This window comes from Stenotrophomonas sp. GSD10 (genome assembly GCF_056172695.1).
The window spans coordinates 1,410,544-1,434,799 of the sequence record NZ_JAOCMC010000002.1 but is presented as its reverse complement, the minus strand read 5'-3'; the positions used below and the strand labels follow the sequence as shown (position 1 = coordinate 1,434,799).

Annotated in this window: 21 protein-coding genes, 1 other RNA gene and 3 pseudogenes; 8 read left to right on the top strand and 17 right to left on the bottom strand. The window is 66.5% G+C overall.

Annotated elements, in window-relative coordinates; all coding sequences use genetic code 11:
- Window positions 1-31 precede the first annotated feature (31 nt).
- Window positions 32-226 carry a hypothetical protein gene (locus N4G47_RS06970; protein ID WP_100441541.1) on the top strand — a complete coding sequence of 65 codons (195 nt, stop codon included), beginning with the start codon at window positions 32-34 and terminating at the stop codon, window positions 224-226.
- 322 nt (window positions 227-548) lie between these two features.
- Here N4G47_RS06970 and N4G47_RS06965 read toward each other — a convergent pair whose 3' ends face one another.
- From N4G47_RS06965 to N4G47_RS06955, 3 genes are all read right to left on the bottom strand, one after another.
- Window positions 549-1,673 (bottom strand): prephenate dehydrogenase, encoded by a 1,125-nt coding sequence (locus N4G47_RS06965; RefSeq protein ID WP_475286059.1) that lies wholly within the window; start codon window positions 1,671-1,673, stop codon window positions 549-551.
- The gene (gene pdxY / locus N4G47_RS06960) at window positions 1,670-2,578 is read right to left on the bottom strand and encodes a pyridoxal kinase (RefSeq protein WP_475286057.1); all 909 of its coding nucleotides are present in this window, start codon (window positions 2,576-2,578) and stop codon (window positions 1,670-1,672) included. Before pdxY ends, N4G47_RS06965 begins: the two co-directional genes overlap by 4 nt.
- A gap of 509 nt (window positions 2,579-3,087) precedes the next feature.
- Window positions 3,088-4,287, bottom strand: coding sequence for an MFS transporter (locus tag N4G47_RS06955; RefSeq protein ID WP_475286055.1), 1,200 nt, complete (start codon window positions 4,285-4,287; stop codon window positions 3,088-3,090).
- 71 nt (window positions 4,288-4,358) lie between these two features.
- Here N4G47_RS06955 and N4G47_RS06950 point away from each other — a divergent pair.
- Window positions 4,359-5,155 (top strand): annotated as a pseudogene (locus tag N4G47_RS06950) (AraC family transcriptional regulator).
- A 59-nt stretch (window positions 5,156-5,214) separates the two neighbouring features.
- On the opposite strand, the gene dnaJ reads toward N4G47_RS06950, so the two are convergent.
- The 4 genes from dnaJ to hrcA form a co-directional block, all read right to left on the bottom strand.
- On the bottom strand, window positions 5,215-6,339 hold the full coding sequence (gene dnaJ / locus N4G47_RS06945; protein ID WP_107232717.1) for a molecular chaperone DnaJ: 1,125 nt from the start codon (window positions 6,337-6,339) through the stop codon (window positions 5,215-5,217).
- A 154-nt stretch (window positions 6,340-6,493) separates the two neighbouring features.
- The gene (dnaK, locus tag N4G47_RS06940) at window positions 6,494-8,416 is read right to left on the bottom strand and encodes a molecular chaperone DnaK (RefSeq protein ID WP_107232718.1); all 1,923 of its coding nucleotides are present in this window, start codon (window positions 8,414-8,416) and stop codon (window positions 6,494-6,496) included.
- A 181-nt stretch (window positions 8,417-8,597) separates the two neighbouring features.
- On the bottom strand, window positions 8,598-9,113 hold the full coding sequence (gene grpE / locus N4G47_RS06935) for a nucleotide exchange factor GrpE (RefSeq protein ID WP_008267012.1): 516 nt from the start codon (window positions 9,111-9,113) through the stop codon (window positions 8,598-8,600).
- Between the two features lie 63 nt (window positions 9,114-9,176).
- Entirely contained in the window at window positions 9,177-10,241 is a 1,065-nt protein-coding gene (gene hrcA, locus N4G47_RS06930; protein ID WP_197583831.1) for a heat-inducible transcriptional repressor HrcA, read from the bottom strand.
- 115 nt (window positions 10,242-10,356) lie between these two features.
- On the opposite strand from hrcA, the gene recN reads away from it, so the two are divergent.
- Window positions 10,357-12,018 (top strand): DNA repair protein RecN, encoded by a 1,662-nt coding sequence (gene recN, locus N4G47_RS06925; RefSeq protein ID WP_475286052.1) that lies wholly within the window; start codon window positions 10,357-10,359, stop codon window positions 12,016-12,018.
- 133 nt (window positions 12,019-12,151) lie between these two features.
- Here recN and N4G47_RS06920 read toward each other — a convergent pair whose 3' ends face one another.
- Complete coding sequence (locus N4G47_RS06920; RefSeq protein ID WP_475286050.1) at window positions 12,152-13,069, bottom strand: LysR family transcriptional regulator; 918 nt, start codon at window positions 13,067-13,069, stop codon at window positions 12,152-12,154.
- A gap of 96 nt (window positions 13,070-13,165) precedes the next feature.
- Here N4G47_RS06920 and N4G47_RS06915 point away from each other — a divergent pair.
- Window positions 13,166-14,421, top strand: a pseudogene (locus tag N4G47_RS06915) (SGNH/GDSL hydrolase family protein).
- Window positions 14,422-14,483: 62 nt separating this feature from the next.
- Here the strand turns inward: N4G47_RS06915 and fur are convergent.
- Window positions 14,484-14,891: a ferric iron uptake transcriptional regulator gene (fur, locus tag N4G47_RS06910; RefSeq protein ID WP_005409235.1), complete on the bottom strand. Its 408-nt coding sequence runs from the start codon at window positions 14,889-14,891 to the stop codon at window positions 14,484-14,486.
- Between the two features lie 103 nt (window positions 14,892-14,994).
- Between fur and N4G47_RS06905 the strand changes: the two genes are divergently transcribed.
- Window positions 14,995-15,387, top strand: a complete 393-nt coding sequence (locus N4G47_RS06905; RefSeq protein WP_249844305.1) for an outer membrane protein assembly factor BamE — start codon at window positions 14,995-14,997, stop codon at window positions 15,385-15,387.
- Window positions 15,388-15,422: 35 nt separating this feature from the next.
- Here the strand turns inward: N4G47_RS06905 and N4G47_RS06900 are convergent, their stop codons facing one another.
- Together N4G47_RS06900 and N4G47_RS06895 are read right to left on the bottom strand one after the other, a co-directional pair.
- Window positions 15,423-15,680, bottom strand: coding sequence for an RnfH family protein (locus tag N4G47_RS06900; RefSeq protein WP_475286047.1), 258 nt, complete (start codon window positions 15,678-15,680; stop codon window positions 15,423-15,425).
- A gap of 3 nt (window positions 15,681-15,683) precedes the next feature.
- Window positions 15,684-16,109: a type II toxin-antitoxin system RatA family toxin gene (locus N4G47_RS06895; RefSeq protein ID WP_107232724.1), complete on the bottom strand. Its 426-nt coding sequence runs from the start codon at window positions 16,107-16,109 to the stop codon at window positions 15,684-15,686.
- Window positions 16,110-16,166: 57 nt separating this feature from the next.
- Between N4G47_RS06895 and smpB the strand changes: the two genes are divergently transcribed.
- The gene (smpB, locus tag N4G47_RS06890; protein WP_057496832.1) at window positions 16,167-16,670 is read left to right on the top strand and encodes an SsrA-binding protein SmpB; all 504 of its coding nucleotides are present in this window, start codon (window positions 16,167-16,169) and stop codon (window positions 16,668-16,670) included.
- 301 nt (window positions 16,671-16,971) lie between these two features.
- Here the strand turns inward: smpB and N4G47_RS06885 are convergent.
- Both N4G47_RS06885 and N4G47_RS06880 read right to left on the bottom strand, forming a co-directional pair.
- Window positions 16,972-17,543 (bottom strand): annotated as a pseudogene (locus tag N4G47_RS06885) (hypothetical protein).
- Window positions 17,544-17,701: 158 nt separating this feature from the next.
- On the bottom strand, window positions 17,702-18,790 hold the full coding sequence (locus N4G47_RS06880) for a hypothetical protein (protein ID WP_475286045.1): 1,089 nt from the start codon (window positions 18,788-18,790) through the stop codon (window positions 17,702-17,704).
- A 247-nt stretch (window positions 18,791-19,037) separates the two neighbouring features.
- On the opposite strand from N4G47_RS06880, the gene ssrA reads away from it, so the two are divergent.
- Window positions 19,038-19,391: a transfer-messenger RNA gene (gene ssrA / locus N4G47_RS06875) on the top strand.
- 93 nt (window positions 19,392-19,484) lie between these two features.
- Here the strand turns inward: ssrA and N4G47_RS06870 are convergent.
- From N4G47_RS06870 to N4G47_RS06855, 4 genes are all read right to left on the bottom strand, one after another.
- The gene (locus N4G47_RS06870; protein ID WP_475286043.1) at window positions 19,485-19,904 is read right to left on the bottom strand and encodes a hypothetical protein; all 420 of its coding nucleotides are present in this window, start codon (window positions 19,902-19,904) and stop codon (window positions 19,485-19,487) included.
- A 155-nt stretch (window positions 19,905-20,059) separates the two neighbouring features.
- Window positions 20,060-20,446, bottom strand: coding sequence for a hypothetical protein (locus N4G47_RS06865; protein WP_475286041.1), 387 nt, complete (start codon window positions 20,444-20,446; stop codon window positions 20,060-20,062).
- A complete protein-coding gene (locus N4G47_RS06860; RefSeq protein ID WP_475286039.1) occupies window positions 20,443-21,120 on the bottom strand; it encodes a hypothetical protein in 678 nt (225 codons plus the stop codon). Before N4G47_RS06860 ends, N4G47_RS06865 begins: the two co-directional genes overlap by 4 nt.
- 509 nt (window positions 21,121-21,629) lie before the next feature.
- Window positions 21,630-22,091 carry a methyltransferase family protein gene (locus tag N4G47_RS06855; RefSeq protein ID WP_475286037.1) on the bottom strand — a complete coding sequence of 154 codons (462 nt, stop codon included), beginning with the start codon at window positions 22,089-22,091 and terminating at the stop codon, window positions 21,630-21,632.
- Between the two features lie 153 nt (window positions 22,092-22,244).
- Between N4G47_RS06855 and N4G47_RS06850 the strand changes: the two genes are divergently transcribed.
- Window positions 22,245-24,251 (top strand): esterase/lipase family protein, encoded by a 2,007-nt coding sequence (locus tag N4G47_RS06850; RefSeq protein ID WP_475286035.1) that lies wholly within the window; start codon window positions 22,245-22,247, stop codon window positions 24,249-24,251.
- Window positions 24,252-24,256: the final 5 nt, after the last annotated feature.

Sequence of the window (24,256 nt, the reverse complement as noted above, 5' to 3'; positions counted from 1 at the left end):
CATCAACAGCATCCATTGGAGGAGGTGCACGATGTCGTTCCGTCAGTTCCCCGCCGTCGACAGCCAGGGCGAAAGCCACATCATCATCGAGTTCAAGCCCGAGGCGAATGGCAGCGGGCATCATTCCGAAGCCACCCCGCGCTATGAGCTGGACGATGGGCGCCTACTGGTGCGCAATGGCCGCGAGTTCACCACCAGCGGTGGCGAGTTGAGGCTGACGATCTGAGGTTTGCCGGGCATGGCCCGGTGCTACCGGATTCCTGATCGCCCCGCTCTGGTAGGTGTCGACCTTGGTCGACACACGCTTTGGCCAAAAGCAGCCGAGCATGGCTCGGCTCTACAAGGTGGCTCACCGAAGCGCTTCTGGTAGCTGTCGACCTTGGTCGACACTCGCCTTGGCCAAAAGCAGCCGAGCATGGCTCGGCTCTACAGGAATGGCATGGTCAATTTTTGACCAACCATCTTGACAGCCTTGGCTGCCAAGGCCTGCGCGCGGTTATCCACATGTTTGCGCAGAAGCCATCCACACCACCTGTGGATGAATGTTCTCAGCCAAGCACACGCCCGATGCCGCTGGCATCGACCTCGGCCGCCGCCAGCGCAATCGCGGCCCGGTCGCTGCCGGCGACGAAACCGATACGGAAATGCACTTCGCCGCCCGGCGTGCGCGAAGAATGGATCGAGGCCAGGCTGATACGATGCTGCTCGAACACGTTCAGCAGCTCGCGCAGCGAACCCGGCCGGTCTTCCGGCAGATGCACCGACAACGCGTTGCGCTCGGTCAGGTCGGCCAGCAGGTACCCCACCCGCTCGAAGGTGTAGTTGCCCTCGGCCAGTGCGCGTTCGCCGAAGGCACTGCGGTTGGCCGACAACAGCTGCTCACGGAACGCGTCGCGCGCGCTGTCGTCGCCCTGCCCGACCTGGGCCTGCAATGCCTGCAGTTGGCCGACCAGGCGCTCCAGCATCGGCGCCACATACGGGTTGCCGAACTGGATGTCCTCGTAGATCGCCGGGTTCAGCGACAGGATCCGCGAGATGATCGCGGTGTCCAGCTCGAACGACGCCGAGCGGTACGGCATCATCGCGGCCAGATCGCCCAGGTGTGGCTGGTACTGGCGCAGCACGCCGGCCTGGGCCAGATGGGTGGCGTGCACCATCGCCTGCACCAGCGCCATCATCTGGTCGTGGTGCTGCGGCGTGGCCCGCACGCATTCGGCCTGCAACGCCGCGCACAGCGTATCGACCCACGGCTGCCAGTGCCGCAGCCGCGCTTCGCAGACCACCATCACCCGCCCCTTCAGCGTCGGTGCTTTCGGCGGCGCGGTCATCGGATGCAGGCCGACCACTTCAGCCTGCGAGGCCAGCATCGCCTGCACCGGCGCTTCCTTCACCGAGGTCACGTCCAGCCACAGCCGCCCGTGTTCACGGCCGGCGGACTGCCGTACGTACCCGGCAATCAGCGCCGGCGTGTGCCGGATCGGTGCCGAGAACACCAGCACGTCGGCCTGCGCCAGCAGCTGTTCGGGCGCATGCGAGTTCGGATCGGCCGGATCATGGCCGATCACCTGCAGCTGCATGTGCAGCTCGAAGAAGCGGGTCAACCAGCGCCCGTAGGCGCCGGCACTGCCAACGATGCCAACCGTGCGTGGCGTGCGCGTGTGCAGATTGCTCATGCCACGCGTTCGGCGCGGAAGCGTGCGCCATCGGCCAGCGCAGCAGGTGCTGCGACGATCACATCGAACTCTTCGAACCCGCTCTCCAGGGTCGCTTCCAATGCCGCATGCGTGCCCGCGATCGCGCGCGAGATTGCCTGCTGCATCGATTCACCACGCAGCAGGAACGACACCACCAGCGACATCAGCACATCGCCGGTGCCGGCCACGTCCACCGGCAGCAGCGGCGAGGTCCAGCGCCAGGTTTCCTCGCGACCGACCGCCAGCGTCACCAGTTCGCCCGGATTGCCGCCGACGCTGTGCGCGATCACCCAGTGCGGGCCACGATCGAGCAACGTACGTGCGGCAGCAATGGCATCGGCTTCAGCCAACGCCGGCATGCCGGTGAGGCGATTGAGTTCGAATGCATTCGGCGTGACCAGCCACGCATGCGGCAGCAGACGCTGGGCGAAGATCGCTTCCAGGCCCGGCTCCACATAGGGGCCGGTGTGGGTATCGCCGATCACCGGGTCCAGGCAGTAGCGCAGCTGCGGGCAGCCCGGCAGGATCTCGTCCAGCCAGTCGGCGAAGGCGGCACCGTTGGCGGTACTGCCGAAATAGCCGGACACCAGCATCTTCGCCCGTTGCGGCAGGCCACGTTCGCGGCTGCCGAGCAGCAGGTCGGCGAACCAGTCGGCGGGAAGCACGCGGCCGCGCGTGGTGTCGTAGAACGGCGCGTTGCTGAGCAGCACGGTCGGGATTTCGGCCACGCGCACGCCCAATGCGCGCATCGGCGGCACGGCGGCGCTGTTGCCGGCATGGCCATAGACAAGCTGCGACTGGACGGAGATGACATCGATCGGCGATGGGCCATCGGGGCGCTGGCGGCGGCCGTGGACCAGGTGGTTGTCAAGGGATTCGCTCATGCCCGCATTCTACGCCCGGTGGGGGTCGGCAGGGCTTGCAGCCCTGCACCTGCTTGCAGGCCAGATCAACGTCAAAGGCAACAGCCGGCTCTGGGTTGTCTGTGTGCTTGGCGGGGCGGTGTGGGATGGCAGGACACGCCGTAAACCCATCCATGGGGGCTCGATGGCGCCATCCATGGCGCCAACGGTCCTGCCATCCCACGCCGCCCCACCCCTGACAGACTTCCAATGACGGTTGGTAGATCCACGCCATGCGTGGATGAAATCTGTCAGATATCGATACACAAAAATGGGGTCAGATCCGTTTTCCTTCGGAAAACGGATCTGACCCCGCGAGCTGTCCGAACAGATCGCGAAAAACTGTCGAAGGCGGGGCGGGGCCGGTTGCGGGGGTGTCCGCAATCGGAGCCAGCCCGCCATGCCACGGATAGCCAGCTGTTGCTGTTGCTGTTGCTGTTGAAGTTGCCGGCCAGCGGCCGGCACTACCAGCCCTGCAAACCCACCCTCCCTCAGTGAACGGCAGGCCGCGACGGCGGCAGCCAGGCCGCCACGATGCCCAGCAGCGGCAGGAACGCGGTCAGGTGGTACACGTACTCGATGCTGGTCTTGTCCGCCAGCAGGCCGAGCACGGCTGCACCCAACCCGCCCATGCCGAAGGCAAAGCCGAAGAACAGACCGGAGACCATGCCGATGCGGTGCGGCATCATTTCCTGCGCATACACCACGATGGCCGAGAACGCCGAGGACAACACGAAGCCGATCAGCACCGCCAGCACCGTGGTCCACAGCAGATCGGCATGCGGCAGCATCAGCGCGAATGGCGCCACACCCAGGATCGAAGTCCAGATGATCGGCTTGCGGCCGATGCGATCGCCCAACGGGCCACCCAGGAAGCCGCCGGCAGCGGACGCCACCAGGAACGCGAACAGGTGCAGCTGCGCCTGCGCCACCGGAATGCCGAAATGGTGGATCAGGTAGAAGGTGAAGTAGCTGCCGATGCTGGCCATGTAGAAGTACTTGCTGAAGATCAGCACCAGCAGGATCGCCAATACCTTGGCGACGGTGCGCGGCGGATGACGCGGCGCCATCGATGCAGTGCTGGCCGGACGCGGCGTACCCAGGTGCAGTGCATACCAGCGGCCGACATAGGTCAACAACGCGATGCCGATCAGTGCGGCGCCAGCAAACCACGACGCGGCATGCTGGCCATACGGCACGATCACCGCTGCAGCAATCAGCGGGCCGAGCGCGGTACCGAAGTTGCCGCCGACCTGGAACACCGACTGCGCGAAGCCATGGCGGCCGCCCGAGGCCAGCCGCGCGATGCGCGAGGCCTCCGGATGGAAGATCGCCGAACCAATACCGACCATCGCCGCGGCCAGAAGGACCACGGCATAACTCGACGCGAAGCCGAGCAGCAGCATGCCGCACAGGGTCGAAGCCATGCCGATCGGCAGCGAGTACGGCGCCGGGCGCCGATCGGTGGCCATGCCGACCAACGGCTGGAAGATCGACGCGGTGAGCTGGTAGGTCAGCGTGATCAGGCCGATCTGGGTGAAGCTGAGGTTGAAGCCGCCCTTGATCACCGGATAGATGGCCAGGATCAACGACTGCATCATGTCGTTGACCACGTGCGAGGTGGAAATGGCAGCCAGCACGCCGGGAGCCACCGGGCGTGAGGTCATTGCAGGAGAAGCCAGGGCGGACATGGACGCAGTCAGGTTGGGGGCGAGCCCCGCATGCTACGGTTGCCCTCCCTCCCTTCTGCCGCGTTCGGGTCATGGCCTATCGCAAAAAGGACATTGCCAGCGATGTCGACCCGGCCGCACCGTGGCGGGAGGTGCCGCTGCACCGCCCGGTCACCTACCGGGTTACCCAATACCCGGCCGGCACCCACATCGCAGGCCACAAGCATCAGCGCCACCAGCTGGTCTACGCCATCTCGGGGCTGATGGTGGTGCGCTCGGAAGTCGGTCGCTGGGTCGTGCCCTCCACCCGTGCGATCTGGATGCCGGCCGGCATGGTGCACGCGGTGGACTGCATTGCCGCCGTGCACATGCGCAGCCTGTACATCGATCCGTCGTTCGCGCCGCAGTTGCCGGCCGAACCGTTCGCGGTACAGGTGGCCCCCTGCTGCGCGAGCTGTTGCAGGCCGCCACGCTGATCAAGGGCGAGCACATCGAAGACAGCCGCGATGGCCGCGTGGTGCGCCTGCTGCTGGACGAGCTGCATCGGATGGATGTACTGCCGCTGCATCTGCCCGCCGCCACCGACCCGCGCCTGCAGCGGATCTGCCAGCACATCCAGAAGCACCCTGGCGATGACGCCACGCTGCAGGACTGGGCGCAGGCACTGGAGGTGGACGTGAAGACCATCCAGCGGCATTTCGGCAGCGAACTGGGCATGACCTTCGGCCAGTGGCGGCAGCAGGCACGGTTGCTGGCCGCGCTGGAACGGCTGGCGGTCGGCGACAAGGTCATCGATGTCGCGTTGGCGATGGGGTATGACAGCCCGAGTGCGTTCACCAGCATGTTCAAACGTCAGCTGGGGCAGACGCCGGCGGCGTTTTTCCGCTGAGCGCATACGAAAACGCCGGGCATGGCCCGGCGCTACCGTTCAACGCTTGCGTTGAAAACTCAGGACGTCATCCGGTCCCAGAAGCCCTTCACGCCATCCATGAAGGTCGCCGACTTCGGCGAATGCTTGCGCGCTTCCTCGCCGACGAAGGTGGCTTCGAACTGCTCCAGCAGCTTGCGCTGCTCGTTGGTGAGGTTGACCGGGGTCTCCACCACCACGCGGCAGTACAGGTCGCCTTCGCTGCGGCTGCGCACCGAACGCACGCCCTTGCCGCGCAGGCGGAACAGCTTGCCGGTCTGGGTTTCGGCCGGGATGCGGATCTCCGCTTCGCCGCCGAGCGTGGCCACGCGCACGGTGTCTCCCAATGCCGCCTGCGAGATGCGGATCGGCACTTCGCAGTGCAGGTCGTCGCCATCGCGCTGGAAGATGGCGTGCTCGCGCACGCGCACTTCCACGTACAGGTCACCCGGCGGCGTACCGGCCGGACCGGCTTCGCCCTCGCCCTGCAGGCGGATGCGGTCGCCGGTATCGACGCCGGCCGGCACCTTCACCGACAGCACCTTGTCTTCCTCGACACGGCCATTGCCGTGGCAGGTCTTGCAGGGCTTGGCGATGATCTGGCCACGGCCGTTGCAGTTGTGGCAGGCCTGCTGCATGGCGAAGATGCCGCGCTGGATGCGCACCTGGCCACGGCCATGGCACACATTGCAGGTCTCGACCTTGCCGTCTTCCGAGCCACTGCCATCGCAGTCGCCGCACTCGGCCAGGGTTGGAATCTCGATGCGGCGCTCGACGCCACGCACCGCTTCTTCCAGGTCCAGCTCCATCACGTAACCGATGTCGGCACCACGGCGCGCCTGGCGCGGACCGCCGCCGGCACCGCCAAAGATGTTGCCGAAGATATCGCCGAAGATATCGTTCATGTCCGGGCCGCCCGGACCGCCACCGCCCATGCCGTGCTCGAACGCGGCGTGGCCATGGCTGTCGTACATGCGGCGCTTGTTGCCGTCGGACAGCACTTCGTAGGCTTCCTTGCACTCCTTGAAGGAGGCTTCGGCGGCCGTATCGCCCGGGTTGCGGTCCGGGTGGAACTTCATCGCGCAGCGACGGTAGGCCTTCTTCAGTTCTTCGTCGTTGGCGGTGCGGGCAACGCCCAGCACTTCGTAGTAATCGCGCTTGCTCATATCGTGGATCGCATTCCGGAAAGTCGGGATTCGTCAAAGCGGAAGAGCGGAACCAGGTCCGCTCTTGCGTCGGGCGCCCCGACACGCCGGGTGGCGGTCAGGACCCTGATGCGACAACGGGACGCTGCCAGGCAGCGTCCCGCGTCGGTCCGGATCAGGACTTCTTGTCGTCCTTGACTTCGGTGAACTCGGCATCCACCACGTCGTCGTTGCCCTTGCCAGCGTTGCCGGCGTCGGCACCCGGGGCACCGCCCTGGTCGGCCGAGGCGGCAGCGAACAGCGACTGGCCGGCTTCTTCCAGCACCTTCGACTTGGCTTCGATCTGTGCCTTGTCGTCACCCTTCATCGCGGTTTCCAGATCGGCCAGGGCCGCTTCGACCTTGCCGATGACGTCGCCGCCGACCTTGCTGCCGTGCTCGGTGATGGCGCTGCGGGTGCCGTGGATCAGAGCGTCGGCCTGGTTGCGGGCCTGCACCAGCTCCTGGAACTTCTTGTCTTCTTCGCGGTTGGCTTCGGCGTCCGCCACCATGCGCGCGATTTCTTCCTCGGACAGACCCGAACCGGCCTTGATCTCGACCTTCTGTTCCTTGTTGGTCTTCTTGTCCTTGGCCGACACGTGCAGGATGCCGTTGGCGTCGATGTCGAAGGACACTTCCACCTGCGGCAGGCCGCGCGGGGCCGGCTCGATGCCGGACAGGTCGAACTTGGCCAGCGACTTGTTGAAGCGGGCCTGCTCGCGCTCACCCTGCAGCACGTGCACGGTCACGGCCGACTGGTTGTCTTCGGCGGTGGAGAACACCTGCGAAGCCTTGGTCGGAATGGTGGTGTTCTTTTCGATGATCTTGGTGAACACGCCGCCCATGGTTTCGATGCCCAGCGACAGCGGGGTCACGTCCAGCAGCAGCACGTCCTTCACGTCGCCGCCCAGCACGCCGCCCTGGATCGCCGCACCCAGTGCCACGGCTTCGTCCGGGTTGACGTCCTTGCGCGGTTCCTTGCCGAAGAACTCGGTCACCGCCTGCTGCACCTTCGGCATGCGGGTCTGGCCACCGACCAGGATCACTTCGCTGATGTCGCTCGAACGCAGGCCGGCATCGTTCAGGGCCACGCGGCACGGCTCGATCGACTTCTTGATCAGGTCTTCCACCAGCGCTTCCAGCTTGGCGCGGGTCAGCTTGATGTTCAGGTGCTTCGGACCCGAGGCGTCGGCCGTGACGTACGGCAGGTTCACTTCGGTCTGCTGGGCGCTGGACAGCTCGATCTTGGCGCGCTCGGCGGCGTCCTTCAGGCGCTGCAGGGCCAGCGGATCCTTGCGCAGGTCGATGCCCTGGTCCTTGTTGAACTCTTCAACCAGGTACTCGATGACGCGGTTGTCGAAGTCTTCGCCGCCCAGGAAGGTGTCGCCGTTGGTGGCCAGCACTTCGAACTGCTTTTCACCATCGACGTTGGCGATCTCGATCACCGAGACGTCGAAGGTGCCGCCGCCCAGGTCGTACACCACGATCTTGCGATCCTTGTTGTCACCCTTGTCCAGGCCATAGGCCAGCGCGGCCGCGGTCGGCTCGTTGATGATGCGCTTGACGTCCAGGCCGGCGATGCGGCCGGCGTCCTTGGTGGCCTGGCGCTGGCTGTCGTTGAAGTAGGCCGGCACGGTGATGACCGCTTCGGTGACCTTCTCACCGAGGAAGTCCTCGGCGGTCTTCTTCATCTTCTCCAGCACCTTGGCCGAGATTTCCTGCGGCGCCATCTTCTTGCCGTCGCTGGTGGCCACCCAGGCGTCGCCATTGTCATGGGCCAGGATGCTGTACGGGACGTGCGCGATGTCCTTCTGCACTTCGGCGTCGGTGAACTTGCGGCCGATCAGGCGCTTCACCGCGTAGAAGGTGTTCTTCGGGTTGGTCACGGCCTGGCGCTTGGCCGAGGCGCCGACCAGGACTTCGCCGTCCTTGGTGTAGGCGACGATCGACGGGGTGGTGCGATCGCCTTCCGAATTCTCGATGACGCGGGCCTTGCCGCCGTCCATGATCGCCACGCACGAGTTGGTGGTGCCGAGGTCGATACCAATGATCTTGCCCATGGGGGAGACTCCTGAGGATGCTTGTTGGGGTCAGTCCGGCCGTTCGGCCGGTGGATGAATACGATGTGGGGGAGGCTCGTGGAACATTCAAGCCATCTCCCGAACGCTGTGTTTCCGGTCGCCCGGCGCGTTCAGCGTCGGGCCGGGTCGCGGGTCCTTCCCGCCGCCCGGCCCGGCGGGGTCAGTCGGCGGCCACCACCACCAGCGCCGGCCGCAGCAGGCGCTCGTTGAGCAGGTAGCCCTTCTGGAACACGGTCACCACGGTGCCCGGAGCCGCACCCGGGGTCGGCACCTGGCTGATCGCCTGGTGGTGTTCCGGGTTGAACGGCTGGCCGGTCGGGTCGAGCAGGACCAGCCCATTGTCGGCGGCGACCTTCAGCAGCTGCTTGTAGGTCAGCTCCAGGCCCTCGCGTAGCGGGTGCGGGTCATCACCGGCGGCCTTCAGGCCGGCATCCAGGCTGTCGAACACCGGCAGCAGCTCGCCCAGCAGCTTCTCGTTGGCAAACTTGCGGGCCTGCTCGATGTCACGGGCCACGCGCTTGCGCTGGTTCTCCAGGTCGGCGCGCTCACGCAGCGCATCGGCCTTGATCTGCTCGACTTCGGCGCGCAGGCGCTCCACTTCGTCATTGACGCCGGCGGCGGCGGCCGCATCGGCGGCACTCTGCTGGGATTCGATATCTGGATGTTCGTGGTTCATGTCTGGGTCCCTGGCGGTCAATCTCCGCCTCCACCCACCCTAGTGTGGGCGGGATGCTGCGTTTCAAGCGTCGGATGTTCCCGGCGTGCGGCCGGCCGGCGAAAAGGCCGCGCCGAGCACATCGGCGGTGGCCTGGACCAGCGGGATCATGCGGTCGTAGGCCATCCGCTTCGGGCCGATCACCCCCAGCACACCCAGCACCTGGCCGTTGGCGGTGTACGGCGCGGTGACCAGCGAGACCCCCTGCAGCGGCATCATCCCGGTCTCCTCGCCGATGAAGATGCGCACACCCGGCGCCTGGATGGTCCTCTCCAGCAGCTGCAGGATCTCGCGCTTGCTGGAGAACAGTTCGAACAGCTCGCGCAGGCGCTCCAGGTCGGACAGGTCCTGCACCCCCATCAGGCGGGTCTGGCCGGCCACCAGCATGTCGTCTGCCGGCGGCTGCAGGGCCTGCTCGGCCAGCTCGATGCTGTGCGCCAGCAGCTGTTCCAGCTCGGAACGGGCATCGCGCAGCTCCAGCAGCAGGCGGGTGCGGATCTCGGCCATTGGCAAGCCGGCGAAATGGGCATTGAGGTAGTTGGCGACCTGCTCCAGCTGGCCCGGCGCGAACTCCTGGCGGGTCTCGATGACCCGGTTCTGCACCTCGTTGTCGGCGAACACCAGGATCGCCAGCACCCGGCGCCCGTCCAGCGCCACGAAATCGATCTGGCGGAAGGCAAACTGCTCGCGCCGCGGCGCACTGACCACGCCAACGAAGTGGCTCATCGCCGACAGCAGCTCCGAGGCGCTGCCGAGCAGGGCCTGGGTGCTGCCGCCGCCGGCCAGCTCCTGGCGCAACCGGGCCAGTTCGCCCTCGCCCGGCGGCTGCATCTGCAGCAGGCTGTCGACGAACACCCGGTAGCCATGCGCGGTCGGGATGCGCCCGGCCGAGGTATGCGGCGACGCCAGCAGGCCCAGGTCCTCCAGGTCGCCGAGGATGTTGCGGATGGTGGCCGGGCTGACCTCCAGGCCGGCCACGCGCGCCAGCGTCTGCGAGCCGACCGGCTCACCGTCCTGGATGTAACGCGCGATCAGCGTGCGCAGCAGATGGCGCGCACGCGGGGCAAGCTGGTCGGGAGAACCGTGCATGGAATCAACCTGTGAGACACGGACACTAGATAATGGCGGCGCATCACCTTGGCAAGTCATTGGACCTCCCTCGCCCGCGTGCTAGCGTTGCGCGGCTGCAGACACCCCCTTACCCATGCTCAGACATCTTTCGATCAAGGATTTCGCCGTCGTCCGCGCCACCGAACTGGAGTTCGGGCCCGGCATGACCGTCGTTTCAGGCGAGACCGGCGCCGGCAAGTCGTTGATGGTCGACGCGCTGGGCTTCCTGTCCGGGCTGCGCGCCGACAGCGGCGTGGTCCGCCACGGCGCGGCCCGTGCCGAGCTCTCGGCCGAGTTCGCGCTGGACCAGCTGCAGGGCGCGCGCCAGTGGTTGGCCGACAACGAGCTGGACGATGAGGAGCAATGCCAGCTGCGCCGGGTGATCCGCGCCGACGGCGGCTCGCGGTCCTGGATCAACGGCCGTCCGGTCACCCTCGCGCAGCTGGCCGACCTGGCCGGGTTGCTGGTGGAAATCCACGGCCAGCATGAGCAACAGGCGCTGCTGACCCGTCCGTCGCAGCTGGCCCTGCTCGACGCCTATGCCGGCAACGAGGCGGAGCGCCGTCAGGTACGCCGTGCCGCCGCGGCCTGGCAGGCGCTGGTCGACGAATCGCTGGCGCTGTCGCAACAGGGCGACGTCAGTGACCGGATCGGCTTCCTGGAGCATCAGCTGCGTGAGCTGGACCGCGAGGACCTGGAACCGGAGTCGATCGTCGCGCTGGGCGCCAGCCATCGCCGCCAGGCCCATGCCAGCGCCCTGCTGAGCGCCTGCCAGGCGGCCAGCAACCAGCTCAACGGCGACGACGGCAGCTCCGCGCTGGACCTGCTGCAGCAAGTGCGCCACGAGCTGTCGCGGCTGATCGAACACGACCCGCGCCTGGGCGAGGTGGACGGCCTGATCGAGAACGCCTCGATCCAGCTGCACGAAGCCCTGTCGCTGCTGGACCGGGTGCACGACGACCTCGACGCCGACCCGGAGCAGTTCGAGGAGAACGAGCGCCGCCTCGGTCGCCTGCACGACCTGGCCCGCAAGCACCGCGTGCCGATGGACGAACTGGGCGCGCAGCGCGAGCGCATGCACGCCGAAGTGGAGCAGCTGCGTGGCGCCGATGAGCGCCTGCAGCGCCTGGCCGGCGAGATCGACAAGGCCGCGGCCGCTTGGCGCGTGCAGGCCGAGGTGCTGACCGCCAGCCGCCGCGCCGCCGCCGCCGAGCTGTCGGCCACGACCACCGGCATCATCGCCGAGCTGGGCATGGGCGGTGGCCAGTTCCTGATCGAACTGGAGCCGCAGGATTCCGGCAAGCCCGATCCACAGGGTGCGGAGCGCGTGGAGTTCCTGGTGGCGGCCAACGCCGGCCAGCCACCGCGCGCCCTGCGCAAGGTCGCCTCGGGCGGCGAACTGTCGCGCATATCGCTGGCCATCGAAGTGGCTGCGCTGGACCTGGACGCGGTGCCGACCATGGTGTTCGACGAAGTGGATTCGGGCATCGGTGGCGCGGTGGCCGACATCGTCGGCCAGAAGCTGCGCGCACTGGGCGAGAAGCGCCAGGTGCTGTGCGTGACCCACCTGCCGCAGGTCGCCTCCAAGGGCCATGCCCATTACCGGGTCAGCAAGGCGCCGGTGGAAGGCATGACCCAGAGCGCGGTGGAAAAGCTGGACAGCAAGGCCCGCGAAGAAGAGCTGGCGCGCATGCTCGGCGGCGTGGAAGTGAGCAAGGAAGCGCGCGCCGCTGCGCGCAAGCTGCTGCAGGTGTAGCGCCGGCCGAGCATAGGCTCGGCTCTACAGGAACATGCCGAATGAAACCGACATGTAGAGTCGAGCCATGCCCGACTGCTCTTGGGCGGGAACCAGAAGCAGTCGAGCATGGCTCGACTCTACAAAAGCAGTTTCAGCCCAACGGCCGCGCCAGGTCGACGTGCTCCACCAGGAAATCCAGGAACGCGCGCACCCGCAGCGGCAGGTAGCCGCCCTGCCCCAGGAACACCGCGTGCACCTCTTCCAGGTCACCCGGGTTGGCCGCTTCCAGCACCGGCAGCAGGCGCCCGGCGGCGATATCAGCCTGCACCTGGAACGCCGCCAGCCGTGCCAGCCCCAGCCCGCCCAGCACCAGCTGGCGCAGCGCATCGCCATTGCTGGCACGGGCGTTGCCGCTGGGCAGCAGCATCCGTTCGCGACCGTCCTGCAGCAGCGGCCAGCCCTGCATCGCCCGCGCGTGGCCAATATCCAGCCGGTTGTGCGACTGCAGCGCCTCGACGTCGCCCGGCAGGCCGTGGCGCTGCACGTAGGCCGGCGCGGCCACGATCATCATCCGCGTCGCCCCAAGCCGCCGCGCCACCAGGCTGGAGCTCTTCAGCGGACCGGCCCGCACCGCCACGTCGGTGCGCTGCTCCAGCAGGTCGATCACCTCGTCGTTCAAGGTCAGGTCCACGCCCACCTGCGGGTTGCCCTCAAGGAAGCGCGGCAGTAGCGGCAGCAGGAAATGCTGGCCAAACGGCACATTGGAATTGACCCGCAGCCGCCCACGCGGCTCGGCATGGGCGCTGGCGCAGCGCTCGGCCTCATCCAGATCGGCCAGCACGCGCAGGCCGCGCTCGTAGAACGCGCAGCCTTCCGGGGTCAGCTGCAATTGTCGGGTGGACCGCTGCAGCAGGCGCGTGCCCAGCCGCTGCTCCAACCGCGCCACCAGCTTGCTCACCGCCGACGGGGTCATGTCCAGCGTTCGGGCGGCGGCGGAGAAGCCACCGGTCTCGATCACCCGCACGAACACTTCCAGTTCGCCGGATCGGTTGATGTCGGAGCGTGCCATGTCGATGAACTCAATTCACAGATGATTATCCATGCGCAGTCTAGTTCACAGATGAGCCTGGAAGCACCATGCCGCCATTCCACCCGGGATCGCCCGATGAACCGTCTCCTCCAGCTCACTGCCACCACCCTGCTCGCCCTGTCCGGCGCCACCAGCGCCGCCCCCGCCCCACACTGGGTCGCCAGCTGGCAGGCCAGCCCGCAACCAGTGTGGGACGCCGATTTCCTGTTCCCGACCCTGGTGCCGGAGACACTGCAGGACCAGACCTTCCGCCAGACCGCGCGCATCAGCCTGGGCGGCACGCGCCTGCGCATCCGGCTGAGCAATGCCTATGGCACGCAGCCGCTGCGAATCGGTGGCGCCAGCGTGGCCGCACAGGCAGGCGCCACACCGCAGGCGCTCAGTTTCGACGGCCAGCCCGGGGCGTTGATCGGCCCCGGCCAGGAACGGATGAGCGACCCGCTGGCACTGGTCACGGACAACCACCAGGCATTGCAGGTGAGCGTCTTTGTGCCCGGGCCGACAGCGGTTCGGACCTTCCACTGGGACGGCCGCCAGACCAGCTGGCTCGCCCCCGGCGACCAGAGCCGGGCACGCGACCTGAGCGATGCCACCGCCACCACGGCCCGGCTGTTCCTGAGCGGAATCGAGGTCGAAGCACCGGCCAGCGCGCGCAGCGTCGTGGTCATCGGCGATTCGATCACCGACGGTGCGACCGCCAGCCTGGACCAGGACCAGCGCTGGACCGACCACCTGGCCGCACGGCTGGCGCCGCGTGGCGTGGCGGTGGTCAACGCCGGAATCTCCGGCGGCCGCCTGCTGAGCGACGGCATGGCGGAATCCGCACGGGCCCGCTTCCAGCGCGATGTGCTGGATCAGCCCGGTGTGGCCAGCGTGATCGTACTGATCGGCATCAACGACATCAGCTGGCCCGGCACCGCCTTCGCCCGGCGGCAGGCCCGGCCCACGCTGGCGCAGCTGCAGGCCGGCTACCGCGCCCTGGCCGCGCAGGCACATCGGCGGGGCCTGCGCATTCTGGGGCGACCCTGCCACCGTTCGCCGGCGCCCTGCCCGGCACGCCGCTGGACGACTACTACCACCCGGACAAGGACGCGCTGCGCCGGCAGCTCAATGCGTGGCTGCGCGCGAGCAGCCCGTTCGATGGGGTGATCGACCTCGACGCTGCCCTGCGCGACCCGGCCGATCCGTCGCGGATGGCCGCCGCCTATGACTCCGGCGACCACCTGCACCCAGGCGATGCCGGCAACCGGGCGATGGCCGAGGCGGTGGATCTGGGCGCCCTGCTTGGAAGTCAGGGGTCAGAGCCCTTTTCCTTGGAAAAAGGGCTCTGACCCCACCAACAAAAACCCCGGGCAAGCCCGGGGTTCCGTCGCATCTGGCAGGCCGGAACGGCTTACTTGCGCTTCTTGCGCACGTACAGCACCAGCGAGTGTTCCTCCAGCTCGTAGCCGTGATCTGCGGCGATCTTGCGCTGCAGCTCCTCGATCTCGTGGCTTTCGAACTCGATGATCTTGCCGCTGTCCACATCGACCATGTGGTCGTGGTGGCCGCCGCGGTCCAGCTCGTAGACGGCCTGGCCGCCCTCGAAATTGTGCTTGAGCACGAGGCCGGCGGCCTCGAACTGGGTCAGCACGCGGTAGACCGTCGCCAGCCCGATCTCGTCGCCGTGCTCCAGCAGCTGGCGGTAGATGTCTTCAGCGGTCATGTGGTGCTGGGCATTGCGCTGCTCGAGCAGCGCCAGGATCCGCATCCGCGGATGGGTCACCTTCAGGCCGACTTTGCGCAGGTCGTGGGTTTCCATAGGTCTCCGTTCATTGGCGATTTAGCGCCAGCTGCCTCGGATTGGGTCGCGGTGGCACGCCGGGAGTGTATCATCGGTTCGATTTCCCCAACCGCCATTCCCGATGCGCAATCTTCTGCTGGTCGCCGCCGTCGCCCTGTCCACCACCGGGTGCGGCATCATCTACAAGCAACCCATCTATCAGGGCAACCTGATCCGGGAAGATGCCGTGGCCAAGCTGCAGGTCGGGCAGAGCAAGCAGCAGGTCACCGCGCTGCTCGGCACCCCGTCCATTCCCGATCCGTTCCACGCCCAGCGCTGGGACTACACCGCCAGCCAGCGCGTGAACCGCCTGGGCCGTACCGAAGTGAAGAACTTCGTGGTGTTCTTCGAGAACGACAGCGTCACCCGCTGGGAAGGCGACTACTTCCCGGGCAACGACAAGGCCCTGGCCGGGCAGACCGTGCGCCAGTTCGGCCGCAACCTGCCGAAGGACAAGAAGAAGAAGGGCCGCTGAGGCCCCTGCCCGTCGGCAAGGACGGGGTGCGGCAATCAACCGCCGAGCGCGCGACGCCGGCGGTTGTCCTTGGGATCGGCCAGCAACGGGCGCAGCAGCTCGATGCGATCGCCATCCAGCAGCGGCTGCTGCGGGCGTGCCAACACGCCATGTACGGCCACCGCCGGGCAATCGGCACTGCCTTCCAGGCCAGCCGCCGCGATGGCATCGGCCACGGTCGCGCCCTCATCCAGCTGCAGACGGCGCGACAGCACCTGCTTTGGCCACGCCAGCACCACCTCGACCTCGATCATCGCTCAGCCTTCGTCGGCGACGCGGACGAAATCGTTGACCATGCGATCGGCCAGCCCCTGGAAACCGATCGCCAGCGCCGGCCCCAGCAGCCGTGAGCTGGGTTCGAACTCCAGGGTCAGGGTGACCTTGCAGGCATCTTCGGCCAGGGCATGGAATTCCCAGCGGCCGTGCAGCTGCTTGAACGGGCCATCGCGCAGCTGCATGTCGATGCTGTGCGGGCGCTGCAGGGTGTTTTCGGTCTGGAACCAGGTACTGAACGAGCCCAGGCCCAGGTCCAGGCGCGCCACCAGCCGGTCCTCGCCCTGCTCCAGGATCTGGGCAGCCGAGCACCAGCGGAAGCGGTGAGGATAGGCCTGGACGTCGTTGACCAGGTCGAACATGCGCGCGGCCGAATGTTCGACCAGGGCGCTGCGGCGGATAGTAGGCATGAATACAGGACGTTTCGGCAATCGACCGGGCGGGCCCGAATCGGAGACAATACGGAAATGAGCAAGAACAGCGGCAAGGATAAAGCAAAGAACGCGACGGCCACCAAGACCATCGCGCTGAACAAGCGTGCCCGCCACGAATACCACATCGAAGAGCGCTTCGAAGCCGGCCTGGCCCTGCAGGGCTGGGAGGTGAAATCGATCCGTGCCGGCCGCGGCAACATCATCGACGCCTACGCCTACGTGAAGCGCGGCGAGATCTACCTGATCGGCGCCCAGATCACCCCGTTGATCCAGGCCTCCACCCACGTGGTGGCCGAAGACCGCCGCGAGCGCAAGCTGCTGCTGCACCGGAACGAGATCGACAAGCTGATCGGCAAGGTCGAGCGCGATGGCTACACGATCGTGCCCACCGCGATGTACTGGAGCAAGAACAAGATCAAGCTCGAGATCGCGCTGGCCAAGGGCAAGCAGAACCACGACAAGCGCGATGCCGCCAAGGACCGCGACTGGGCGATCGAGAAGCAGCGCGTGATGCGTCGCGGCAACCGCGACGCGTAAGCAGCTGCGCATCACCCCGGTAGAGTCGAGCTTGCTCGACTGCCTTGGCTTTCTGTGGAGCCGAGCCACGCTCGGCTGCCCTGGCTTTCTGTAGAGCCGAGCCACGCTCGGCTGCCCTGGCTTTCTGTAGAGCCGAGCCATGCTCGGCTGCCTTGGCTTTCTGTAGAGCCGAGCCATGCTCGGCTGCCCTGGCTTTCTGTAGAGCCGAGCCATGCTCGGCTGCCTTGGCTTTCTGTAGAGCCGAGCCATGCTCGGCTTCGGCAAGAAGCAGTCGAGCAAGCTCGACTCTACAAAAAGCCGGTCACCCCGCCAGCATGCCCTGCCCGCGCAGGCGCGGCGCCAGCGCGGCGTGCATCACCGCCAGATGCATGACCACCGCCAGCTCCGGCGCATGGCGGTCATCGCCGGACCGCCACTGCTGTGCCAGGTGCGCTGCGTCGGCCGGCAACAGCGCCAGCAACTGGGCGTCATCCAGCGCATCGGCAGCGCCCTGCAGCTGCCGCGCCAACTGGCGCGATTGCAGCACGTGCACGCCGATGCTGAGGCTGGCCAACGACATCAGGACCACGGCCAGCCCGTGTTCGAACCACTGCGCCAGCACCTCCGGCCCCCATAACAGTGCCGCCATCACCGCCAGTGCCGGCAGGCGCCAGCCCAGCCAGTGCGTGCGGCCACGCTGCGGCCAATGCACCACCACCGCGCTGGCCACCAGGGCCGCCGCTGCCGTTGCCGGCAATTCGGTCAACGCGGTGGCCGCCAGCAGCACGCCCAGCACGGCCCACACCCAGCCGGGGGCAGCGCCCGCCGCTGGTAGTCAGCGCCGACCGGGCCGACCAGCTGTCGCAGGCTGCGTTGTTGGCTTGCCTCGATCACCCACACTCTCCGTGTCTGTCCTGGCCTGGATCGTGATGGCCAGTGTGTCGCAAATTCGTGCCAGGGAGGTTAGCAATCCGCTATGACCGTGGCTCTACAACGAGTTGCGGATTGCCAAAAGCCATCCGGCCTGTGGATACCCATGCCGGACCCGCCACTCAGGGCGCCCCGTCCTTGCTCGCGCCGCAGGCAGACGCCGCTGCCTGCAACAGGCGCCCGGCCTTCAGCGACGGGGCGGGTTCGGTGGCGGGAAAGGCTGCGGCCAGCGCCTTGGCTGCGCGATCGGCGTGCGGCTGCACGTACCAGGCCGACGCCACTGGCAGCGCCTGTCCCCGTACCTGCTGCTCGAACCGGTACTGGCCCCAATAGATCGCCAACGGCTCCTCCAGCGCATTGAGCGGATTGGGCAACGCCAGCGCAGCCGGACACGCCACAACGAATGCGTCGGCCAGCACCCGCCGCTGCGTCAGCGGCTGTCCCGCCGAAAGGTAGTGGCTGTACTCGTGCATCACGATGGGTGCCCAGTCGTCTTCGGTCTCGAAGGTCGAGAACAGCAGGATGTAGCCGCCGCGCAGCTTGGCCTGGGTCCGCCGCGCCTCCGGCCACCACACGAAGCGGACCTGGAAGGCAGGCGAATCATCCACGCGGAAGAACAGCTTCATCTGTTCGGCCAGGTCCACCACCGCAGGCGCGGCCAGTTGCCGGACCAGCGCGGCCTGCTGCGCCGCGAAGGGTGCCTGCGCCGCCAGCAGCTGTGCCGCACGCGGCGCGAAGTGCACGTAGTACTGCCGCAGCAGCCGCTGGTCGTTCCCGTCCAGCCCGGCAAGGGCCGCGTCTACGCCGGCATCGAAGGTCCGAGCGGCCAGGAAATGGCGCGAATAGGGATCGCCGGTGCGGGTGTCGGTCCCCGCGAACAAGCGGTCAGCAGGTGCAGCCGATTCCACCTCATCGCGCGCGAGCGGCGACGTCCGCTGCCTGAAGGCTGCATAGCCGGCCAGCAGCGCCCGATCCTGGTCATCCAGCCCGAAGCGGTGCTGCCACTCCTTCTGGTACACCGACGAGGTGTATCCGGGCAGCCAGTCCGGCAGGTTGTCCAGCAGATTGAACAGATCCAGCGCCGGGCTGTAACCGACCTCCACCGAGTAAGGGCGTTCGGCAGCCTGGAGCGCGCACCACGGCATCGCCAGCAGGCAGGCGAGCACGGCAAGCGCGCCACGGAATCGCAGAGTGCGGGAGCTGAAGCGCATGGGAAGGGTTCAGCGGCAAAGGGCGTTGGCCGATTCGATCACGCCACTGACGCTTCCACAACGTGCCAAGCGGCAGGGGCGGAGGCGCGTGGCGCTGGCCCCATCTCCGCAAACCGGCCCTGCCAGGCCCAAACTCGACGCCCGCACGTGACTGTTCAGCAGGATTGCCGTAACATTCGCAGCGTTGGGCAGGCCCTGCCCGTGGCGACACGGAATCGGCCCTGTACCTTGCAGCACTGTAGAAACCGGGGGTGCATTGGTTTCGACGGGGGTTGTGAAGTCGCCTGGCGCATGCCGAGGGGGTAGCTTTCCTCGTAAATCCAGCTGCAAAACTCTAGTTGCCAACGACGACAACTACGCTCTGGCCGCTTAAGGCCTAAGCCTCGAAACCGCTTGTGTCCATGCTCGCGGTGTAGAGTCACTATCATGGAATCGCGCTGGACGGCTGCCTGTCAGTCCGGCACTAGAACACAACAGGCTGGTTCCCGGATGCGCTTTGCGCGCCGTGCTGTTCGGGGACGAGATCCAACGGCGAGCTAAGCATGTAGTGCTGGGGATGGAGTGCCTTCGGACGGCGGTTCAATTCCGCCCACCTCCACCAACGAACGGTCCGTCAAGGACCGGAGAAGCCCGGAAACCCCCGCGTCATAAGGGTTTCCGGGCTTTTTTACTTTACAGCGCTCCGCCTGCCCGCTCACTGCTCCCGCGTGAGCCGGAGGTTCCCGTCTGACGGGGTCGTCGAACGGTAGGACTGTCGATCACCGGCAGCAAGCGTAAGGTTCTGCGAAGTGGAAATGTTCGCGCAGAGCCCACCACCGGTCGACAGCTTCAGGAAGTACGAGCCTGGAGCAACGTAAAGGGTCGCAGCTTCGGACTGCCGCAGGGCGATGATCTTCACGTTGTTCAGCGAGATGTCGTGGGTGCAGCCTGATCCCAGAAATCCCTTGTCGCGGGCGACGTAGATGGTCGCCGTGCGCTCCGGCGAGGGCGACAGATAGGCGTTTTCATAGATCCGGTCGGCAGGGACCGCCTTCGCCGTGGTATCGGTGACCGGAACGGTTGAGCAGGCTGAAACGGTTGAAGCAACGAGAACCGCCGCGCAGAGCGCCAGCATTGGGTTACGCATCCTCTACCTCCCCCTTGTGGTTCGGAGATTCTAGCTTGACGGTGTTCTGAGCGTATCCATGAAAATGCAAGCTGCCGTGCGGACGTCCGGAAACCCACGCTCAGCATGGGTCCCCGGGCGTTCTCATTGCCCGTTTGAACGGTCTACCGGTACTGCGTATGGCACGAACCGCAGCGCAGCGTGACCTGCTTCTTGGTCATCTGGCTGCCGGCAATGATGACCGCACCCACGGTTGAGCGCGGATCGTTGATGACCGCCTTTTCAATGGACCCATCGGGCCACATGAAGGTGACGGTATCGCCGGCCTTGATCGAGCCCAGGCCGTGCGCGAGCCGGTGCTGGCCGATCATCTCGAACATGCCCGCCTGCCGGATCTCGACCATCTCCGACACATTGACGTTCTTGACGTTGTTGAGATTGCGGTAAAGCGCATCACCGCCGTTGATGATCTTGGTGCCCTTCAATGCCAGGGCGACGCCTGGAACCAGTACCGCCACCAGCAACACCTTCCGCAGGGTCCTTCCCTTCATTTCATCGTCCTTGATTGCGCAATGATCTCGTCGGCCCGCTCGCGGGCCTGCTGCATCTGCTCCGGCGCCAGCACTTCGTTGCTGTACAGCGCCTCGACCGAGTCGTAACCGCACATGCCCGAACGGCACAGGCGATTCAACATCGGCGACTGCGCGTCGCAGGGCACGCCCTTGCGGCACCCCGCCAGCATCCAGGCGGCTTCTTCCACGGCCGTTCCCACCCTGTACGGCTTCATCTGCTCGATGCGCAGGGAGGCGCCCTCTCCCATCATGGCCGCCAGCGCCATGTAGGCCTCGCCATCCTGCTGGGTCAGCACCGCTTCGACGAACGTCTTGTGATCGTCGATTGAAAGGTTCTGGTCGGCACGATGAAGGCCAGGCGCGGCTGCTTCGATCTGCGCAGCAAGATTGCCCTGCTTCACCGCCAGCGCCTGGTAGTGCTTGACGTTGCGGATGGCGGCAACCACGTCGGTGGACATGCCCTCGCAACGGCGCTTGAACCACGCACCGCTGCGCTCGATGGCACGCTTCCTGGCCTGCGGGATATCGAGCTGTGCCAGCGATCCGGCATCAGGAATCACAGCACAGTCATCGTAGATCCGGCTCAGCATGAAGCTCGCATCCGCGTCGCCGCCCTTGGAGAGGAACTCAAGGTCGGCGATCAGCGGCTGCACCTGTGGTGCGCTGTAGTACTTTGCATAACTGGCGGGGACAGAGCGCTCGCCTTCGGTGTTGGTGCCTGCGATTTCTGTGGCTGAGATGGCCGTTGCCCGGGGGCAGCGGCTGCATCCGTGGCTTCAGAGCGGCGCTTGTCGTTCGTGCATGCCGACGCCGCCAATCCCAGCGTCAGTGCCAGCAGCGTCCTGCTGCATCGAACCAGTGCCCGCTTCCCACGTACTCGTCGCAAAATCATCATCCTGATGTGAAGGAACGACGCACTCTAGAGAGGCTGCACCACGCGCACAAGCGCATGCACGGCAGACCGGGCGCGGTAGTTTCCGAATGCAAACCCGCACAGGCTTCACCGGCCTGAGTCGTGTGAGCATGTGGCGCTGCGATGCAACGCACTCATGACACCACGCATCTGCGCACATCGCATGCATGCGGCTGGCATCCGGCACAGATGAAACCGGGAATCGCAGGGGCAACATCGCACCGGAACGGACGCACCGTCTGACCTGACCTAGAGCCAGCGCGGTACGCGCCTGCAGAAGGCTGCATACGCACCGGGGAAGCGCGCCGACAACACGCGTTCTTCGGGCAGGATCTGAAAGCGCGTGATGTACACGACAAACAGGGGTACCGCCAACAGCGCGCGCAGATCCTGCAGGTAAAGCATGGCGCCGAGCAGGACCAGCGCCTGCCCCAGGTACATGGGGTTGCGCGTATGCCGGTACACCCCGTGCGTGACCAGCGCGCTGGCCGCCTGCGGCCGCAGAGGATTGACCGTGGTACCTGCGCGCCGGAACGCCAGCTTCGGCAGCAGATTCAATGCCACGCCGGTAGCCATCACTGCCGCCGGAACCAGCGCCGGAAACGCTGCGGACCCGGTCCACGGGCTTCCCCAGCGGCTGGCGGCAAGACCTGCCATCGCGCAGGCCAGCATCACCAGCGGTGGAGGAATCCGGGTTTCCAGCCATCTCATCGGCATTGCCTGTCGGCGTCCATTCACTTCAGTGTCACACACCGGTGCCCCAATCGCCCGGCGGTCAATGCCCCGTCGTTGGAGGCGACTGCCCGGGATATTCCGCTTTGACAGGCCGACCGCTACAGTGGCGCCACCGCGCAGGAGGATTGTATGGCTACCACGGGCTTGGGCTTCATCGGCCGCACGACCCTCATCATCACCGTGCTGCTCGGCCTGGGCGGTTGCGCGACGCTGCGCCAGTTCGGGCCATCGGTGCAGGTCGCCTCGGTCACGCCGGGCCAGTACATCGCGCTCAAGCGCGGCGACATCCTCACCACCGGCAAGCTCAGCTCGGCAACGATGGAAACGCTGCGCGTGGCCGGGCTCGACGAAGGTGTCTGTGCCAAGCCTGGCCTGCCCTGCATCGAGGCAATGGAAGGCAGCATCGTGGTGCGCGAGGAAGACAAGCGCTCCAGCCTGGCAGAGCTGTGGCTGCAGTACGCCATGACCCTGCCGGCGCCGAAGCGCGAATACTCGGCCTCGGGACGCGCCAAGACTGCCGTCACTGAACTGGATGCCGAATTCCAGCCGCGCCTGGATGCCTGGATGCAGGTTGCGCGGCAGGCCTACGCGTACCTGTTCTTCACCGAGCGCACCGCCAACCAGCGCGGCTTCGAAGACCGCCAGACCCAGGTACGCGACTACTACAATCTGGCCGTGCAGGAAGCCTCGGTGCAGTTGTACAACGCCTACGCCACCGGACGCGTGCGCAACGATGCCAGCCATTTCCAGCTGGGCCGCTGGACCTTCGTACTGGCGCCGGCCGATGAAGCCTCGCCGCTGGATACCCGCACCCCGACCGAGCTGGTACCGGCCGCCTCGCTGTCCTTCACCGGCACCCTGCGCAGCGTGCATCGCCGCGATGGCTTCGGTGCCGAACTGGTGGCGGTGATGGACGATTCCGATGCCAGCGTCGCGCCGGCCGCCACCGGGTCTGCAACGGCGCCAGCACTGCGCAGCTGGAGCGAGATGCCCTCGCCATCGATGAGTGTGCTGCTGCGCTTCTCGGGGAAGAATCTCTGGGAAGTGCTGCATGATGATTCGCCGGAACTGGAGATCCACGATCCCTACCAGGTCTCCGAAGTCACCCTGCACGGCCAGCAGGTGCCGCTGGCAGCCAACTTCACCGCCGGCTACGCACTGTGGCTGGCGCGCTCGAACTTCAGCCACCAGTCGCTGCGCTCGCTGTTCGGCGGCAAGGGCGGCATCGATACGCCGCATCTGTACATGATGCAGCCGTACGACCCGAACCGCCGCGTGCTGTTGATGATCCACGGCCTGGCCAGCAGCCCGGAAGCCTGGGTGAATGTTGCCAACGAACTGATGCGCGATGATGAGATCCGCCGCGACTTCCAGGTCTGGCAGTTCTACTACCCGACCAACATGCCCATCGCGATGAGCCACGATGCGATGCGCCACACGCTGGCCGAGGTGTTCCAGCACTTCGACCCGGGTGCCAAGGCGCAGGCGTCCCACGACATGGTGCTGGTCGGCCACAGCATGGGCGGGGTGATCGCGCGGCTGATGGTCTCTTCCTCCGGCGACCACCTGGTCGACACCCTGCTGGCCACTGCGCAGATGACGCCGGCCCAGCGCGAACTGCTGCGCACCAAGGGCGCTCCGGTGCTGACGTTCGTGCCGGAGCCGGAAGTATCGCGGGTGGTGTTCATCGCCACCCCGCACCGTGGCACCGACGTGGCCGGCACCCGCCTCGGGCGCTGGATCGGGCGCTTGGTCCGGCTGCCGTTGACCGTGCTGGAGGATGTCACCACGCTGGCCAACGATGGCCAGATCGATCGCAACGATGGCAAGCACGGCTACCAGATGAACAGCATCCAGAACCTGGACAAGGATGACCCGTTCGTGCGCGCGGTGGCCGATCTGCCGATGTCACCGAAGGTGCGCTACCACTCCATCATCGCCCGCGCCAAGGCCGAGGGCCCGCTGGAGAAAACCGATGATGGGCTGGTGCCGTACTGGAGCTCGCACCTGCCGCGTGCGGATTCGGAAAAGGTGATCGTGTCCGGCCACAGCGTGCAGGAGGCCACGCCGGCCATCGTCGAGCTGCGCCGCATCCTGCATGAGGACATGCAGGCGCATGGGCGGGGCAGCAACTAGCCGCC

Coding starts and splice junctions, on each gene's coding strand:
- N4G47_RS06970 (WP_100441541.1), top strand. CDS start 32: ATGTCGTTCCGTCAGTTCCCCGCCGTCGACAGCCAGGGCGAAAGCCAC.
- N4G47_RS06965 (WP_475286059.1), bottom strand. CDS start 1,673: ATGAGCAATCTGCACACGCGCACGCCACGCACGGTTGGCATCGTTGGC.
- pdxY (WP_475286057.1), bottom strand. CDS start 2,578: ATGAGCGAATCCCTTGACAACCACCTGGTCCACGGCCGCCGCCAGCGC.
- N4G47_RS06955 (WP_475286055.1), bottom strand. CDS start 4,287: ATGTCCGCCCTGGCTTCTCCTGCAATGACCTCACGCCCGGTGGCTCCC.
- dnaJ (WP_107232717.1), bottom strand. CDS start 6,339: ATGAGCAAGCGCGATTACTACGAAGTGCTGGGCGTTGCCCGCACCGCC.
- dnaK (WP_107232718.1), bottom strand. CDS start 8,416: ATGGGCAAGATCATTGGTATCGACCTCGGCACCACCAACTCGTGCGTG.
- grpE (WP_008267012.1), bottom strand. CDS start 9,113: ATGAACCACGAACATCCAGATATCGAATCCCAGCAGAGTGCCGCCGAT.
- hrcA (WP_197583831.1), bottom strand. CDS start 10,241: ATGCACGGTTCTCCCGACCAGCTTGCCCCGCGTGCGCGCCATCTGCTG.
- recN (WP_475286052.1), top strand. CDS start 10,357: ATGCTCAGACATCTTTCGATCAAGGATTTCGCCGTCGTCCGCGCCACC.
- N4G47_RS06920 (WP_475286050.1), bottom strand. CDS start 13,069: ATGGCACGCTCCGACATCAACCGATCCGGCGAACTGGAAGTGTTCGTG.
- fur (WP_005409235.1), bottom strand. CDS start 14,891: ATGGAAACCCACGACCTGCGCAAAGTCGGCCTGAAGGTGACCCATCCG.
- N4G47_RS06905 (WP_249844305.1), top strand. CDS start 14,995: ATGCGCAATCTTCTGCTGGTCGCCGCCGTCGCCCTGTCCACCACCGGG.
- N4G47_RS06900 (WP_475286047.1), bottom strand. CDS start 15,680: ATGATCGAGGTCGAGGTGGTGCTGGCGTGGCCAAAGCAGGTGCTGTCG.
- N4G47_RS06895 (WP_107232724.1), bottom strand. CDS start 16,109: ATGCCTACTATCCGCCGCAGCGCCCTGGTCGAACATTCGGCCGCGCGC.
- smpB (WP_057496832.1), top strand. CDS start 16,167: ATGAGCAAGAACAGCGGCAAGGATAAAGCAAAGAACGCGACGGCCACC.
- N4G47_RS06880 (WP_475286045.1), bottom strand. CDS start 18,790: ATGCGCTTCAGCTCCCGCACTCTGCGATTCCGTGGCGCGCTTGCCGTG.
- N4G47_RS06870 (WP_475286043.1), bottom strand. CDS start 19,904: ATGCTGGCGCTCTGCGCGGCGGTTCTCGTTGCTTCAACCGTTTCAGCC.
- N4G47_RS06865 (WP_475286041.1), bottom strand. CDS start 20,446: ATGAAGGGAAGGACCCTGCGGAAGGTGTTGCTGGTGGCGGTACTGGTT.
- N4G47_RS06855 (WP_475286037.1), bottom strand. CDS start 22,091: ATGAGATGGCTGGAAACCCGGATTCCTCCACCGCTGGTGATGCTGGCC.
- N4G47_RS06850 (WP_475286035.1), top strand. CDS start 22,245: ATGGCTACCACGGGCTTGGGCTTCATCGGCCGCACGACCCTCATCATC.